A 16,971-nucleotide genomic window follows, 5' to 3' on the forward strand; every position below is an offset into this window, starting at 1 on the left:
TTTTTGTGTAGTAAGTATATGTAAATTAAGAAATCTAATAATCTAATTTGTGACCTTATGAGATTTAGAAGAATTAGTAGTGTTTGTGCTGTTGTATTTTTGATATTATGTTCATGCAAACATTCGTATGTCGATGAACTCTCGACTCAATATGCAACATTCAGTGTAGATGGAAAAGGTTTTATTCGCAAGGTGGCGGATAACAGAACAGGCGTAAATTATCTGGCGGAAGAGGGAACGTCTCCCTTATTAAGTCTCTATGATGGAAAAGAATACATCATGCCCACCAGCCTGATAGCCGAAGACGACAAATGGATACTGACTTTTGCCAATCAGTCGGAAGCTGTCGTTTCAAAAGAAGTGAAAGACGGGTATATTCGCTTATCTTTGGTTTCATTAAGTAATCGTGACCGGATTGAAGCTATAGCCTGGGGACCTTATGCAACCAATATATCTCAATATATAGGAGAGACGGTAGGAGTGGTGCGTGATACGATTTTTGCTGTCGGTGTACAAGCGCTCGGCATAAATACGACAGAGGGACGACCTCATCTGGGGGATGATGCTACAGGCGGCTGTTATATTGATCCGCTGCCGGGACAAGAACTTCCTGACGATTTGAAAGACAAAATAGGTCAGCAAACTTATGACATCAATGTGAATGAAGAAGGAGATATGCCCGAATATGTACGCATGATAAGGGGGAATGCGGCTGTTGCACGTCCGTATGGTAGTGATATTCAATTTTTCGCACGTGATTGGCGAAAAGAAAAAGTAATAGACTATATAGGGAGAAGACAGACTGTGACGGCTTTGGACCAGGATTTCATAGGAAGTTCCATTGCCTTGTTTGCCGTGCCATCTTCAGAAGCTGTCGATGTTATCGGGAAGATCGAGATAGGGGAAGGATTGCCACATCCGATGATGAACGGGGAGTGGATCAAAAATCGGAAGCTTCAGAATCCGGCTTATATGTTATATGAGGGTCGTACGCTGGATAATGCATTGAATTATGCTGATTCTTGTAATTTCAATTTAGTTCATATCGGGGACATATTCAAAAGCTGGGGACATTTTGATTTACATACCTCTCGTTTTCCGGAGGGAGCAGAGCAAATCAAAGCTTTTACCGACAGGGCGAAAGCTCGTGGCATTGAAATCGGCGTGCATACGCTGACGATGTTTACTTCTACGCATGACCTGTATGTCTCTCCCGTACCAAGTGATAGCCTGGCCATTTCAGGTAGTTCTGTTTTGACAAAAGAGATCAGTGCTACTGATAAGGATATAGAAATTGAATCACCGGAATTTTTTACCTATTTGGGTGAAACGCATTCGGCAAAGATAGGTACGGAGATTGTGTCGTATCGGGAGGTGACACCGGATAAACCTTATAAGTTGTTGGATTGCACTCGTGGACAGTTCGGAACGATGCCAACGGATCATAAAGCGGGTGAAAAGATCGATAAGCTGCTGAATAATTGTTATAGCGGTCTTTTTCCGGATATTCATTTGAGTGATGTTTTTGCTAAACGTCTGGCTGAAGTTTGTAATGAAACGGGAGTCGGATTGATGGACTTCGACGGTTATTACGGAGGTTCGCCTACAGGGCATGGTTTATATGGGGCTTCCAGGTTTTTGAAACAATGGTTTGACGACCTAGATCAGAAAGGCATTATCTCTTGCGGCTCATCACCGTTCCATTATTGGTGGCACATCTATTCCTTCATGAACTGGGGAGAACCTTGGTACGACAATCTGCGTGAAAGCCAGGTCAATTACCGTTTGGAAAACCAGCGTTATTTCGAACGGAACCTGATGCCGGGTATGTTGGGTTGGTTTAAATTGGAACAGACTTATCGACCGGAAGATATTGAATGGATCCAGGCACGTAGTGCCGCTTTTGATGCCGGCTATTTGTTGCGCGTAGACGAAAGCATCGAACAGAACGGATTTAAGAGTCGTCTTTTCGAAGCTATTCGGGAATGGCAGAAAGTGCGTAACAACCACCTGCTGACTGCCGAACAGAGGGAAAAGATGAAGAATCCTAAAAACGAATTCCATTTGGAAAAAGCGGGTGATAATGTTTGGAACTTGTATGATGTAATCTTGAAAGGGGATAATGTCCACAAGTATCGTTCGGTACAAACGGGAGAACCTTTGTTAAGTAAGTTTACTTTTGATAATCCGTATGAGAAGCAGCCAGTACAGTTCTATGCAACGATGAAAGCCGGAGACGAAGCGGGTGCACAAATCACCAACCTGCAAATTTTGGTGGAAGGTTGTGCTCCGATCCAAATGCAAGAGATATTGAAAGCGGGCGACAAACTCTATTGCGATGGCAATTCCGTATATGTATGTGATGAATACTGGAAGCCTCGTAAAAGCTTTGCCGTATCCGAAACTACTGCATGGGGAAAGGGGAAAAACAATGTGACGGTACAATGCGACTTCTCTTCCTCAAAAGCCCCTTCTGTTAATGTGGAATTTAAGGCATTGGGAAATAAGGAAATTGTAAAAGGAAGATAAACAACAATAATCCACTAAATAAGCAGCTATTTGCTATTTTTAATAGGGATAGCTGCTTTTAGTATGTTTATTCAAATATTTGGAACATGAAAAAAGCAATATACTTTATCTTACTATGTTTTTTGTGTGGAACCATGTTTCCTGCATTTCTTCAAGCCCAGGAAAACCGGAAAGGCAGTTGGTTGCCAGATGGTAATCCGTTGGAAGGCAATCAGGAGATAACCGCCTTTCTGAAATCACTCGGGGGTAGTTTCCGGCCGATGTTGGTGAGGTACGATGGATCGGTTGTTTGTGAGAAAGCAACATTTCAACAAGGGAAAGCAAGCCTGCGCTCTTCGGAGTGGAGTTGCGATTTGAAACCGGTGAAATCTCATTGGGAGGTATTGGACTTGGATATCTGTTTTAAAGTGGATAAAGGCGAATTACAATCCGGAGGTGTCGCCGTCGCTTTTGATTTCAAAGATTGGAGCCGGGATAATTTTGTATTGATACCGGCGTATGTGTACAATGGCAATCGTTTCAATGTAGAAACAAACGGTTATTGCTCTCCTTATCCGAAACATTATTTGTATAATAAAGAAGTCCTGACCCAGTTGTTTGCCAACAATCCACGGTTGGCTTTGGAGGAGAACACACCGGGGAAGATAGAGGGACTTACCGGGAATGCCTCTACAACCGCTATGTGTTTCTTCTCCCCATCCAAAAAAGTGGGTATTCATCTTGTTGTTTCAACAACGCTCAGAATTTGGCGATCATGGAATATTTGTAGAAGAGAATGCGACGCAAAACGAGGCTTCATTTGTCGTGATCGGACCAGGCGTACGTGAATTGCGTGCCGGGTTCGGCGATTTTTCTCCAAGTGGCGATAAGGGAGCAGATTGGAAATCCGGAGACAAGATAAACCTGAGATTCAAAGAGTATAGCTTCAAGGCTAATAGTAAGCAGGATTTATACGCGCGGTTTATGGATGAACGTAAGGCATTGGTCGGCCCGAACCATTCAAGGAATCTGACACCGTTCAGCAAGACGTTGGAACTTACGGCAATGTATAAAAACAAGAACCGTCGGGCGGAATTACCTTTCGGCCATTTTTACCGTACCGCAAATGGGGATGGTTATTTGGTCGGATGGGTAGGAGGATTGATGGACACATACGCTCTTTTAGCCATGAACGATCCTTTGTCGCGCGAACGGGTTCTTACGACCTGCGACTTTGCGTTCGGGAACTATGTAAATACGGAAACTGGGGATGTGATTATCTACCATTCTGCTTCAGGAGCTATGGCTCCAGCCGGTTTGGTCATGGCAAGCCGTTATTTTCATGAACCGGAATTCTTGGAAATAGCGAAAGAGACAGCCTGGTTTATGTATGACAAGGAAATTATCGGTTTGGGATTTACCTCTGGTGCCTGTGGTGATATCATGCAGGATGCCGATTCAGAGTCGAACTTCGCTTTTACTGAGTCGTTGATGGCGTTGTATTATGCCACTTCCGATAAACAATGGTTGGATATGGCTCGTAATGTAGCCAATATAGCCGCTACATGGACTCTTACATACGATTACCAATTCCCCGTAAACTCTATCATTAGCAAGTTAGGTGGCCATGTGGCCGGTGCGGTATGGGCCAGTACCCAAAATAAGCATGCGGCTCCCGGTGTATGTACGATGTCGGCAGACCATTTGTTCAAGATTTACGGGGCAACAGGCGATCAGCGGTATGCGGATTTGCTTCGAGATATAAACCATGCACATGCGGAAGTCATGGAAACACCGGGAAGACCTACCACTGGCATGGGACTGGGCTCTTCGATGGAACGTATCCAGACGACAGATGCCGATGGCAAAGGAGCCGTCGGTGTTATCCTTTATACATCCAACGGTTGGACGGAAGGGAATGGTATGTTGATGGGAATCGAAATACCAGGTATTTACCTCCAGACGGATAAAGATGAAATGTATGTATTCGATCATGTGGATGCCAAAGTAGTCAAACGTGATAAGTCGGGTATAACTTTGGAGATCACCAATCCGACGCGGTTTGATGCCTCTGTAAGTATTTTTGCGGAAGCATCGAAAGAAGCCTTTAGGATACCATAACTTTCTTGGTTGGAAAAAAGGTCGACATAAAATCGGGTGAAACCGTGCAATGTATGTTGCCTTGTCAGTAAAACAGAGTTTCTCATTTAAATAAACATAGTTTTATGCTTAAGAAAATATTGTTTTTGAGAGTAACCTTGTTGGTTGCCGGATGTACATCCAAAGGGTCTTGGAATTTCAAGACCGATTATTGATCCATTATCTAGGTGTTTCGGATACAGAACCATACAGGCTGTTGAACGTAACTCGTGGTTATTGAAATACGGAAGCAAGCAGTCATTCAGCCAATGACACTATTTATAAGTTACAGGTTACGTTGAATTACGGTTATGACGAAGTGATTCCTAATATGGATCTTCAGGATGAAATAGCTGAGGTATATGCGGAAATAGTGTCAGTCAATGGTATCCGTTATTACGATTTTGATGGTTTTGAGTTTCTTTGGAACAGCGGTCATGGTTATTATTCTACTAAACGCTTTTTGCGGAAAATGTTTGAACATGCCAAAGAACTGGGAGTGGATTACATCCGTTTCACCGGTGCAGGGTTCAACGAAGGTTCATAGCATTATCAAAGTATCAATAATGCCGGTGGCGGAAAAAATTTGTATGATACGGAATTGAGGGTATGGGGTAGTACCACCAGCCAGGGGAAGGATGCCCGAGACCAATGCTTTGCTAACTTCTTCCCGATCTCGTTTGGTTCAAATTTCCCGATAGTGGAAACATCTACAGTGGAGACATATGAGCACGTCGAAGCCATGTCGGTGGGTTGGGGAGTAAGTTATGCTCTGAAATTAAGCCAGAAAGACATGGAAAGTTGTCCGCAAAAAGAGGCCATTCGTATCCGTTAAAGAAGGCTTCCAAGTAAAATATGTCTTTTTTGAAAATAGGACTATAGTGTTAGCTTGTTTAGCACTATAGTCCTGTTTGTATTAGCACTACTGTGCTACGAAACCTGAAGTTATAGTGCATTTTACAAAATAAAACAGTGACCTTTATAGTAGTTTTATTTATATATTCTTATTATATTATATAGAGTGTCCATCCGGTTGTCCCACGGCTGTTCCTCAGGCCTTTTTAAGTGTACTTTAAGTTGTTGTAAATAAGTGCTTTATAGATGGTTATGGGTGTCCCGTCGTTGTCCAACTGACTGTCCCAGATGTCAAAATCCATTTTAATGTAAACTGGAGTGTTGTGTAATGTGTTGATTTACATATTAATATGGTGAAATAAACAGTCTCTGTTCCTTTCTTACGAATAGTCTGGGAAACTCTGTTCTTTTTTCTGAAAGAGTGAGATTAGTAAGTAATAGCCGTATAATTGGCAAATAACAATAATAGGTTTATATTTGTACTGGATTAGAATATGTTACTCGGTGGAAATAATTATCTCTTGTCAAATATGTTAACCTGGTAGCTATTTAATGAGGAGGATTGCAGTATAAACATGGATAGTGAACTTTTATATCGTCTGAAGGAGGGAGACAGGGATGCTTTTAATACTGTCTATTGGCGGTACAGTCCGAAGGTATACAACACTGTTCTGTATTTGCTGAATGACGCTGATTTGGCTGAAGATGTAGTGCAGGAACTCTTCCTGACTATTTGGGAAAAACGCGGGAACATTCAACCCGAACTTAATTTTGAAGCCTATATCTCAACTATCGCCCGTAATTTGGCTTATAAATACATAGAAGAAGCTCTTCGTAAAAATCAATCGCTCGAAGAGCTCAATGATATAAAACTGATATCCAGTTCAGAAGAAGATGCCATTGAAGCCGATTCATTGCGGGAGTATATTTTTAATGTCATTTCGTCATTCCCGGAAATGCGCCGGAAAGTATTTATCATGAGCCGTTTTGAAAACCTATCGCATGCAGAAATTGCGGAAAACCTATCCTTGTCCGAACGTACGGTAGAAGCCCATATCTATCAGGCTTTGAAAGAACTCCGTAAAGTGCTGGGCAATAAGGCAGTGGCTTTCCTTCTTATTTATCTTTCCTTGTAAAAGCACATATTTCTTTTCTAAATGTTTCCTTTTATTTATGACTAGTGTGTAAATTAAAGTTAAATACAAATGTTTTTTATCTTTCGACTAAGTAGTAGATACATTGGGAAGACTATTATATATAAACGAATCAATAATGAGAATAGAATTACTTCACCGTCTGATAGCAGGTTCCACCACTGAAGAAGAAAATCGGCAGTTGATGGAATGGTTCCGGCAGTGTGCATCCAAAGAAGAGTTTTTTGTACTGTTTGAAACTGCTTGGAAAGACAGCTCGGATGAAATGCCCAGAGATGTACAGGAACGTATGTATCGTCGGTTGAGTCTTAGACTGGATGAGAAGGAGAAAGAGGTGAAAAGCGTTCCGTTGCGTTCTCGTTTTTCATGGAAAGTTGGTCAGCGAATTGCTGTGGCTTGTATAATCATTGTATTGAGTCTGCTCAATTATAATATGAACCATAAGCAAAAACAATTGTCGACACAGAATTTCATGGTCTTTGCGGAAAAAGGACAGCGAGCTTTTGTCACTTTGCCTGACAGTACAAAGGTCTGGTTGAACTCCGATACAAAGATCAGTTATCCGGCGGACTATGGCATGAAAGAACGGAATGTGACATTAGTAGGAGAGGCTTATTTTGAAGTGGCAAAAAATCCAGATAAACGCTTTGTCGTAGAAGCGAAAGGCATGCAAGTAGAAGCTTTGGGTACTGCATTCAATATTAATGCCTACAGGGATGATAATAAAATGATTGCATCGCTGTTTTCCGGCTCTGTGCGAGTCAGCTATGAAGATCATGTGGCGATTCTTAAACCGCATGAGTCTGTTAAGGTTGATTTGCTGACACGGGGATTTTTACAATATAAAGATGAAAACATGCAGGATATAGCTCTTTGGAGGGAGAATGAGATCACATTCGACGGTGAGTCTTTAGAAGAGATTACCCGTATAATGAATCGCCTGTATAATACGACCATACATATAGAGGACGAATCGTTGAAGAAAGAATGTTATGTAGGAACCATCCGGAATAACAGCCTTGAAAACTTTATCGATATTATTAACCTGACAACTCCGGTTGTTTATGAGTATAAAGGAGACACTGTTTTCCTGAAAAGAAGAACTCTAACCAACAGGAGATAAATACTAATATGTCTAATCTAATAAATATGCCTATGAGAAAGGACTGAAAGAATAAAAAAGCGAGGTAACCCTTGATAGAGCTACCTCACAAGTTCAATTTAGCAGATATCCCATCAGTTGATATAGTCGATGTAGGAGATTGACTGTTATTAACGGGATTCCTCTGCTTACAAAGTTACAAACATTTATTTTATCTACATCTTATTTCTAATTAAAAGAAAATTGAGTAACATGAAGCATTTATTTAAACAAACGGTTATTCTGACATTATTGTTAACCTTTCCACTGTTGGAAATCCACGCTCAGATAACCATACATATGAAAGACAAACCCGCTTCGGAAGTGGTGAAGCAAATTGAAAAAGTAAGTAAATATCGCTTTTTCTATAAAAAGGGTCTTCCCGGCATGAATACTGCTATTTCCGTTGATGCAAACGATCAGAGTATTGAAACGGTGATGGGACAGATTGCTAAACAGGTTTCTGTGTCTTATACTATAAAAGGAGAAACACAGGTTGTACTGACTGAGCCGGAGTTTCAAAAAAATGCTACCAATCAAAAAAAATCACTGAAGGGGACTGTAACGGATACAAACGGTGAACCGGTTATTGGGGCAAATATTATTCAGAAAGGTACAACCAACGGAGTCATTTCCGATGTCGATGGTAATTTCAGCATGGACGTACCGGAAGGTTCGATTCTTGAAATTTCTTATATAGGTTATCGCCCTAAAGAAATCAAAGTAGGGAGCAAGGAAACTGTAGCCATTACTTTGGAAGAAGATACCCAGACATTGGAAGAGATTGTTGTTATCGGATACGGTACTCAGAAAAAGATAAATATGACCGGTGCTGTAGCCCAGATTGACAGTAAGGATCTGGAAAGTCGGCCTATTCAGAACTTGTCTTCTGGTATTCAGGGCTTGATGCCGGGTGTAACAGTTACTTCGCAGGGAGGACGTCCGGGACAGGATGGCGGATCTATCCGTATCCGTGGTGTCGGGACTTTGAATACGGCCGATCCTTACATCCTGGTGGATGGCATTGAAACAGGAACGATGAACTCGGTCGATCCGAATGATGTTGAAAGTATTTCGGTTCTGAAAGATGCTGCTTCTGCTGCTATTTATGGTTCCAAAGCTTCCAATGGTGTCATTTTGATTACAACCAAACGCGGTAAGACCGGTAAGCCTCGTATTTCCTATAATGGATACGTCGGTATTCAGAATCCTACGAATCTTACTGAGCGTCTGAACTCTTATGATTATGCACGCCTTTATAGCCAGGTAATGGTTGCTGAAGGTCTGACACCTCGTTTCTCAGAAGAAGAGATACAGAAATTTAAAGATGGAACAGATCCGAATTATCCGAATACGGATTGGTACGGAGAGGCTTATAGAACTGGTATCCAGCATTCTCATAACGTCAGCATGAGCGGAGGTACGGAAAATGTGAAATATATGGGGTCTGTCGGTTATCTGAATCAGAGTGGTATTTTACCGAATGCAGAAAGACAGCAGTTTAATGGTCGTACGAATTTGGATGTGCAGCTGAATCCTAGATTGGCTGTTCGTATGAATCTGGCCTATATTAAGAATGATTATTCAGATCCTACATCTTGTTACGCGGGAGGTGGATCCGGTCAGATCTTCCGTTCATTGCAAGGAATGGCTCCCTGGATTGTCGGACGTTATCCGGACGGAACTTATGGTACTGTTTCTGATGGTAATCCTTTAGCATGGCTGGATTTGGATCAGACCGTTGACCGTAAAAATCAAAATTTCTCGGGAGTCCTGGCTGTAGATTATAAGGTAACGGATGGTTTGACGGCTACAGTAACAGGTTCTTATGTGAACGATCAACAACATTATCGTGATTTTCAGAAATATATCAGGTACAATGAGAATAAAGAGTCGGAGCCTAATCATTTGGATGAACGTTATTATGGTTGGCATCGGGCAACATTTGATGCCTTATTGAATTATGATAAACAATTCGGGCTGCACAATTTAAAGGCAATGGCAGGATGGCATACCGAAAAGTATGATTATTCCTATACTAAAGCTTATCGTAAAAATTTTCCTACAAACGATTTGACGGATATCGGTGCAGGGGATGCAGCTTCCCAAACCAATGAAGGATACACCAGAGAGTTGGCAATGGTTTCCTGGTTTGGTCGTATTAATTATGATTACGCCGGTAAATATTTATTCGAAGCGAATATCCGTTCTGATGCTTCGTCCCGTTTTGCTGATGGAAATCGCTGGGGATATTTCCCGTCGTTTTCAGGAGCATGGCGTTTGAGTGAAGAAAGCTTTATGGAAAGTACAAAAGACTGGTTGAATAATCTGAAAATCCGTGCTTCCTGGGGATTATTGGGAAATCAGGATGCTTTGGACGAATATTATCCGTGGATGAGTACTTATAATCTGGATGCCAAATATCTGTTTGGAGGAGAGGTGAACACTGGGTATTATCAGAAATCTTATAAACTTTCTACTATTGGATGGGAGAAAGCCCGTACCTGGGGTATTGGTTTGGATGCAACGATTAATAATAAGATCAATATCTCTTTCGATTATTATGATCGTAAAACAACAGGGATTATTATGGATGTGCCGGTACCTGCAGAATTCGGTCTGGATGCTTATAAAGATAATGTCGGTGCAATGTCCAATCGCGGAATCGAGCTGATGGTAAGTTATAATAATTCCTGGGGAGATTGGAAGTTTGGTGCAACGGCAAATATGGCTTATAATAAGAACGAACTGCTGAATTTAGGTGGAGTCGATTATATGGCTGACCCTAAAAATGAGTATAAACGTCGTGAAATCGGAAAACGGTTTAATTCCTACTATGTGTATAAAGCAGATGGTTTTTTTAGCTCTGATGCTGAAGCACAGGCTTATATGGATAAATATGCAGGAAAGGATGGGTATCCGTTTGGTTCTCAAAAGTTTAAGGCTGGGGATTTGATTTATAAAGATGCCAATGGCGATGGTAAAATTACGGCCGATGACCGTATTTTGGCTGGATCGACTGATCCGACTGTTACATTTGCACTGAATCTGAATGCCGGTTATAAAGGCTTCGATTTGTCGATGCTGTTTTCGGGTGCTGCGGGTGTACATCGTATGGTTGATGGAGGTTCTGTCGGTACTTTTTCCGGTGATATTTCTCATCCTGCATCTATATGGCTTGATGCCTGGACCCCGGATAATCAGGATGCAACGATGCCTCGTATATATTATATGCAAAACTCTCCGAGTGCGTCTTATAATGTCATGTCGACATTCTGGATACAAAATACCAGTTATCTACGCATGAAGAACCTTCAGTTGGGATATACGATCCCTGCTAAAATATTGAAACCGATCGGTATCGAGAACTTGCGTGTTTATTATTCTGCAGAGAATTTATTTACGCTTGATAATATGTTTTTTGATATTGATCCGGAAAACTCAGGAACAAATGAATATCCTTTGCTTCAGACCCATTCTTTTGGGGTAAATCTGACATTCTAATCTATTTATTATCTACAATTTAAAAGAAAGTTTTATGAAACGACTATTAATATATATGCTAACAGGTGCATCGTTAATGGGCACATCCTGTTCTGATTTTTTAGATACGATTCCCCGGGATGCTTTATCTCCAAGTACGACTTGGCAGACTGAAGAAGACGCTCAAAAGTTTTTGGTTGGTTGTTATGACGGATGGGTGGATGACAGTGCGATTCTCTATTGGGATTGTGGCTCTGATTTCGGCTATAATAATTTTATACATGAAGGCTGGAGGCTTATAGGTAACGGTGGTATGTCTCCGGGAAATCAGGTGGCCAATTTATATAGTTTTAGTATGATTCGTCGTTGTAATGATTTTCTGACTAATATAGAAAATGTTGAATTTGAAGATGAAGCAGAAAAAAATGATATGATCGGCCAGGTAAAGACTATCCGTGCTTTCCAGTATTTTGATAAGAACTGGTGGTATGGTGGTATCCCTATTATCGATTCTTATTCTACTGCAGATGAAGCAAAGGTGAAACGTAATACGGAGGAAGAAGTAAAACAATATGTTTATGATGAATTGGATGCTGCCATTCCTTTGTTAAAAGAAGCACCTGCAGCCAGGGGGTATATTGCAAAAGGGACAGCTTTGGCATTGAAGATGCGTTCCGCTTTATATTATGGTGATTATGCACGTGCAAAAGAAGCTGCAAAAGCTATTATTGATATGGGAATGTACGATCTGGAGTCTGATTATTCCAGACTGTTCCTGGTAGAAGGTCAGGATTCCAAAGAGATTATCATGGCCACTCAGCATGATACGAATTTGACTTCTACCTGGGTAATAGCTACTATGTATAATAATGCAGATGGTGGTTGGTCGTCAATGGTTCCTACCCAGAATCTTGTTGATTTTTATGAAATGGATAACGGTTTAACAAAGGAGGAAGCCGGTAGCGGTTATGATCCGGTTCATCCGTTTGCCAATCGAGACCCGCGTATGGCTATGACAGTGCTTTTTCCCGGACAGGACTGGGGAGGCGGAATATTGAATACGCTGGATAAGACCGTTAACGGAGCTGCCAATCCGAATGATCCGAACGGGGCGGATAACTCTTCTAAAACCGTTTTGACTTGGGCTAAGTATTTGGGTAAAAGTGTGAATTATTATGCTGATATGTGGTCTGCGAATGCTAATATTATTGTTTTCCGCTATGCAGAAGTCTTGTTGAGCTATGCAGAAGCAGAAAATGAACTGAATGGTCCTTCTGCTGAAATATATAACATACTGAACCGTATTCGCAATCGTGTCGGGATGCCTGATGTCGATCAGACAAAGTATAATACACAGGCAGAACTGCGTAAATTGATCCGCCGTGAACGTTCTGTAGAACTGGCTGGTGAAGGTCTTCGCCGGGCGGACATCCTCCGTTGGAAAGACGATAGCGGAAAACTAGTGGCGGAAGAAGTTTTGAATGGTCCGTTAAACCGTATAACAGGAACTATCGATTATAAAGAAAGTGATCCTTATAAACGTGCGGTAGTAACAGGAACGGAATTGATCGAGCCTCGTCAGTATGCACCTCATAATCGTTATTTACCGATTAAACAGGATGCAATGGATAAGAATCCGAATCTGGATCAGACTCCAGGTTATTAATTTTGTAATTGTTTGAAAGCTTGGAATATCTCCGATGTCTTCTGTGTTTCGGAGATATTCCTCTTTTTTTAATGAAGACCAGTGTTGTACTTGCTAAAAATAATTAGAATGAAATTACACAACCTTTTCAATATAGCATTATTGTGTTTAGCCTCTTTCCTGGTTAAGGCACAACAAGTATGGACTCCTGATAACGGAGACGGAACATTTACGAACCCTCTTATGTGGGGAGACTGGCCTGACCCCGATATTATTCGCGTCGACGATGATTTCTATTTTATATCGACCAGTATGCATTATGTTCTGGGAAGCCCGATCGCTACCTCTAAAGATTTAGTTAACTGGAAAATGGTGGGATATGCCGTTGACCGATATGACGAAGATGAACGTTATGATATGCAGAACGGACAGTTATACCTGAATGGTTCCTGGGCAAATACGATCCGTTATAATAACGGTAAATTTTATGTAGGTTTCTGTACCCCTTATGGGTTGGGCACGGAAACCGGACATTTCTCCATCTGTGAAGCAGATAAACCGGAGGGTCCCTGGAAGCGTACCATATTCCCGGAATATCTCTACGATCCGGGGCTGTTTTTCGATGATAACGGCAAGGTATATGTGGTTCACGGGCAGGGAAAGTTACTCATTACGGAATTGAATTCAGACGTGAGGTCTGTTAAAGGAAAACCTGTTGAAATCTGGAATAAACGATTTGAGAACAGCCAGACATTCGGTAAACGTTTTGGAATGGAAGGTGCCCATATGTACAAGATTAACGGAAAATATTATATCACTTGTCCGGCTGGTGGCACGGAAGGCTGGCAGGTTTGTCTTCGTTCCGATAGTATTTATGGTCCGTACGAACATAAAATAATCGTGGACGACAACAGTTCTTATCCTCCTAACGGTTTACATCAGGGAGGGATGGTTCAATTGAAGAATGGCGATTGGTGGTTTATTATCATGCAGGATCGGGGACCTATCGGTCGTGTTCCCTGTTTAATGCCTGTAAAATGGGTCGATGGCTGGCCAATGCTGGGTACTGAAGGAAAAGATGTCATTACTTACCCGAAACCGAATGTCGGTAAGACATATCCGGTTATGGTACCGGAGACATCAGATGAGTTTAAAGGGAAAAAACTGGGCTTACAATGGCAGTGGAACCATAATCCGGATGATATGAAATGGACATTGACTGAACGTCCGGGATATATGCGTCTAAAGGCATCGCAGGCAAAAAATCTGAAAGAGGCTCGTAATACTTTAACTCAACGTGTACAGGGGCCGTCATCAGAAGGTTCTGTATTGGTGGATATTACCGGTCTGAAAGATGGAAATGTGGCAGGATTCGGAGTATTCCAGTTTCCGTATGCTTATGTAGCTGTACAGCAGGAGGGAGATGACCGGAAGATTGTTATGTGTAATGACGGAGAGATCGTAGAGACGGTAGATGCTTTAAAAGGTAATAAGATCTGGATTCGTGCCCGGGTTATGGACAAAGACTTTACAGCTCGTTTCTATTACAGTCTCGATGGAGAGATTTATTCTCCGATAGGAAATGAACTGAAAATGGGGTTAGGTTTGGATTGGACTGCAAACCGTTTTGCTTTGTTTAATTATTCAACGAAAACAAATGGAGTTGGCGGTTATGCTGATTTCGACTGGTTCCATTTTATTGGAAAATAATGGGATCATGAACTTGAATCTTGTATCGGAATAAAATGAAAAACATCAAGAATACTTTGATATTATTGTTGCCGGTTTTCAGTATGTACTTTTTTTCTGCATGCGATCGTCAACAAGCTGACCAACCTGATCCGGTGGAGTCGATCATAAAAAAACATATTATTCGTTTTACGACTCCGCCGGAACGAATTCCTGCCCGGTATGCAACTGATGCACCTTTGCTGGGGAATGGTTTTACTGGTATCGCGTTGGGGGGAGCTCCGGAAGCACTGGCTTTTTATGTGGCGCGTAATGATTTTTGGCGATTAAAATCAGCGCTAGATGAATCTTATCCTGCTGTATTGGGTAAAATAGAATTGTCTGTCCCTGAGTTGAAGGGAACTTCTTATCTGGTAGAACAAGATTTATATGACGCGATCTCTTATGCATCTTTTACTAAAGAAAGTCTTTCTGTGTATTGTAAAACCTATTTGGCTGCTACCGAAGATATCTGGGTTTTAGAGATAAGAATGGAGGGAAAGGATGCATTGGAAGGATCTGCCCGGATTGTTTTGCCCGGAGAAAAAGAAATATTGAATGAGCCGCCTTTGGAACGTGTATTTCCGGATATCAGAGAAAATGATTTCACTTCGGATGGAATCCAATATGTATCCCGTGCCTTTGTTGATTCTGTAGATATTCCAACCAAAGCTGCTATGGCATTGCATGTAGAAGGTTCCCCGGATGGTAAATTTATTTTGAGACCTGGAGAAACAGTCCGTATAGTAGGCTCGTTCTCCAGTAATTTTAAAAGTGATGATTGTGTGGCGGAAGTCATACGAAAGGTGGCGGATTGTTCGGTCGGAGAACTGGTGGCTATAGAAAAAGATCATAAACAATGGTGGAAAAATTATTGGAAGAAATCATATGTCAGTATATCTGACAGTATCATTGAAAAACAATATTATCGATCCCTTTATGGCATGGGAGCTTGTAGTCGCGACCTTGATTTTCCTCCTTCTATTTTCGGTTCCTGGATTACTAAGGAACGTCCCTGGTGGAATGGGGATTATCATCTGAATTATAATCATATGGCCCCTTATTATGCCCTTTACTCTGCTAACAGAATTGAACAAGCTGATCCGTATTATATGCCTTTATTGGCACTGATATCGCGGGGAAATTATTATTCGGAAAAAGTGACTTCTATACCTGGAGGTATTTTGTTGCCAGTCGGTAGCGGTCCTTTGGGGATTGAAACGACCCGCCGTTCTCCTTTCATGGATCTGTATTTCAAGGAATGGATCGATGGTAAAAATGTGGAAGATGAGGGGCTGTTCTGGGGACAGAAAAGTAATTCGGCTTATGCAGTTGCGAATATGTCCATGCAGTTTTATCGTACATGGGATGAGGAATATACCCGGAAAGTATATCCTTTTGTGAGAGGAGTTGCTACCTTTTGGGAAAATTATCTGACCCGTGAGGGAGATCGTTATGTCATTTACAACGATGCGATCCATGAAGGTACGGTAGGCACAAAGAATCCGATCCTTTCATTGGGTTTGGTACGTATGGTTATGCAGACAGTTTCCGATATGAGTCTTTTTTTAGGAGTTGATGCTGATAAAAGATCTCAATGGACTTTTGTTCATGATCATCTTTCTGAGTATCCGTTACAGGAACGAAACGGGAAGACAGTTTTTCGCTATACTGAAAAAGGTACGGACTGGTGGGACGGCAATACCTTGGGAATCCAACATATTTACCCGGCAGGTCAGATCGGGTTGGATAGTGACTCCGAATTATTGAAGATAGCTCGTAACACGATTGAGGAAATGAACCGTTGGTCTGATTATAACGGGAGTAACAGTTTTTATCCTGCAGCCGTGCGGGTCGGTTATGATCCGGATAGTATATTAGTTCATCTGAATGCTTATTCCCGTCATACTTATTCTAATGGGTTCCAGTATAGAAATCCGCATGGCATTGAAAATCTGAGTACTGTTCCTAATACCATTAATGAAATGCTTTGTATGGGACATCAGGATATTGTCCGTGTTTTTCCTGTCTGGCCCCGTGATAAAGATGCTTCATTCCACCAGATACGGGTAGAAGGGGCTTTCCTGGTATCCGCTACACTTGAAAATGGAGAAGTAACCTCCCTGATTCTGTCCAGTGAAAAAGGACGTGATCTGACATTACAGAACCCATGGGGAGAAGGGAAAGTGGAGGTAAGAGGAAAGACAACCGGTAAAACAGTGATGGAAGGCGAGTTTATCAAAATGAAGACGGTTGCTGATGAAACTTATCAGTTTATGCCGATTGAATAGTTGTTGTTATTAATAGAAAAAGATTGT

At 41.5% G+C, this 16,971-nt stretch carries 11 protein-coding genes; all 11 read left to right on the forward strand.

What is annotated here, in order from left to right; genetic code table 11:
- Positions 1 to 57: 57 nt before the first annotated feature.
- The 11 genes from QZ076_RS02000 (at position 58) to QZ076_RS02050 (ending at position 16,944) form a co-directional block, all read left to right on the forward strand.
- Complete coding sequence (locus QZ076_RS02000) at positions 58 to 2,529, forward strand: hypothetical protein (protein WP_293709834.1); 2,472 nt, start codon at positions 58 to 60, stop codon at positions 2,527 to 2,529.
- A gap of 86 nt (positions 2,530 to 2,615) precedes the next feature.
- Positions 2,616 to 3,356, forward strand: coding sequence for a hypothetical protein (locus tag QZ076_RS02005; RefSeq protein WP_293709835.1), 741 nt, complete (start codon positions 2,616 to 2,618; stop codon positions 3,354 to 3,356).
- The gene (locus tag QZ076_RS02010; RefSeq protein WP_293709837.1) at positions 3,250 to 4,629 is read left to right on the forward strand and encodes a hypothetical protein; all 1,380 of its coding nucleotides are present in this window, start codon (positions 3,250 to 3,252) and stop codon (positions 4,627 to 4,629) included. Before QZ076_RS02005 ends, QZ076_RS02010 begins: the two co-directional genes overlap by 107 nt.
- 316 nt (positions 4,630 to 4,945) lie before the next feature.
- Entirely contained in the window at positions 4,946 to 5,194 is a 249-nt protein-coding gene (locus QZ076_RS02015; protein WP_293709838.1) for a hypothetical protein, read from the forward strand.
- Positions 5,195 to 5,233: 39 nt separating this feature from the next.
- Positions 5,234 to 5,482 (forward strand): hypothetical protein, encoded by a 249-nt coding sequence (locus tag QZ076_RS02020; protein WP_293709840.1) that lies wholly within the window; start codon positions 5,234 to 5,236, stop codon positions 5,480 to 5,482.
- 595 nt (positions 5,483 to 6,077) lie between these two features.
- Positions 6,078 to 6,638 carry an RNA polymerase sigma-70 factor gene (locus QZ076_RS02025; RefSeq protein ID WP_293709842.1) on the forward strand — a complete coding sequence of 187 codons (561 nt, stop codon included), beginning with the start codon at positions 6,078 to 6,080 and terminating at the stop codon, positions 6,636 to 6,638.
- A 136-nt stretch (positions 6,639 to 6,774) separates the two neighbouring features.
- Complete coding sequence (locus QZ076_RS02030; protein WP_293709844.1) at positions 6,775 to 7,779, forward strand: FecR domain-containing protein; 1,005 nt, start codon at positions 6,775 to 6,777, stop codon at positions 7,777 to 7,779.
- A gap of 231 nt (positions 7,780 to 8,010) precedes the next feature.
- Complete coding sequence (locus QZ076_RS02035; RefSeq protein WP_293709846.1) at positions 8,011 to 11,301, forward strand: TonB-dependent receptor; 3,291 nt, start codon at positions 8,011 to 8,013, stop codon at positions 11,299 to 11,301.
- A gap of 34 nt (positions 11,302 to 11,335) precedes the next feature.
- A complete protein-coding gene (locus QZ076_RS02040; RefSeq protein WP_293709848.1) occupies positions 11,336 to 12,946 on the forward strand; it encodes a RagB/SusD family nutrient uptake outer membrane protein in 1,611 nt (536 codons plus the stop codon).
- A 108-nt stretch (positions 12,947 to 13,054) separates the two neighbouring features.
- Positions 13,055 to 14,635 (forward strand): glycoside hydrolase 43 family protein, encoded by a 1,581-nt coding sequence (locus QZ076_RS02045; RefSeq protein WP_293709850.1) that lies wholly within the window; start codon positions 13,055 to 13,057, stop codon positions 14,633 to 14,635.
- A 35-nt stretch (positions 14,636 to 14,670) separates the two neighbouring features.
- Positions 14,671 to 16,944 (forward strand): hypothetical protein, encoded by a 2,274-nt coding sequence (locus QZ076_RS02050; RefSeq protein ID WP_293709851.1) that lies wholly within the window; start codon positions 14,671 to 14,673, stop codon positions 16,942 to 16,944.
- The last annotated feature ends 27 nt before the right edge of the window (positions 16,945 to 16,971 follow it).

The sequence above is a fragment of the uncultured Parabacteroides sp. genome (assembly GCF_905196875.1).
Lineage (GTDB): Bacteria > Bacteroidota > Bacteroidia > Bacteroidales > Tannerellaceae > Parabacteroides.

Excerpts from the sequence above, each read along its gene's own strand:
- QZ076_RS02000 (WP_293709834.1), top strand. The coding sequence starts at position 58 with ATGAGATTTAGAAGAATTAGTAGTGTTTGTGCTGTTGTATTTTTGATA.
- QZ076_RS02005 (WP_293709835.1), top strand. The coding sequence starts at position 2,616 with ATGAAAAAAGCAATATACTTTATCTTACTATGTTTTTTGTGTGGAACC.
- QZ076_RS02025 (WP_293709842.1), top strand. The coding sequence starts at position 6,078 with ATGGATAGTGAACTTTTATATCGTCTGAAGGAGGGAGACAGGGATGCT.
- QZ076_RS02030 (WP_293709844.1), top strand. The coding sequence starts at position 6,775 with ATGAGAATAGAATTACTTCACCGTCTGATAGCAGGTTCCACCACTGAA.
- QZ076_RS02035 (WP_293709846.1), top strand. The coding sequence starts at position 8,011 with ATGAAGCATTTATTTAAACAAACGGTTATTCTGACATTATTGTTAACC.
- QZ076_RS02040 (WP_293709848.1), top strand. The coding sequence starts at position 11,336 with ATGAAACGACTATTAATATATATGCTAACAGGTGCATCGTTAATGGGC.
- QZ076_RS02045 (WP_293709850.1), top strand. The coding sequence starts at position 13,055 with ATGAAATTACACAACCTTTTCAATATAGCATTATTGTGTTTAGCCTCT.
- QZ076_RS02050 (WP_293709851.1), top strand. The coding sequence starts at position 14,671 with ATGAAAAACATCAAGAATACTTTGATATTATTGTTGCCGGTTTTCAGT.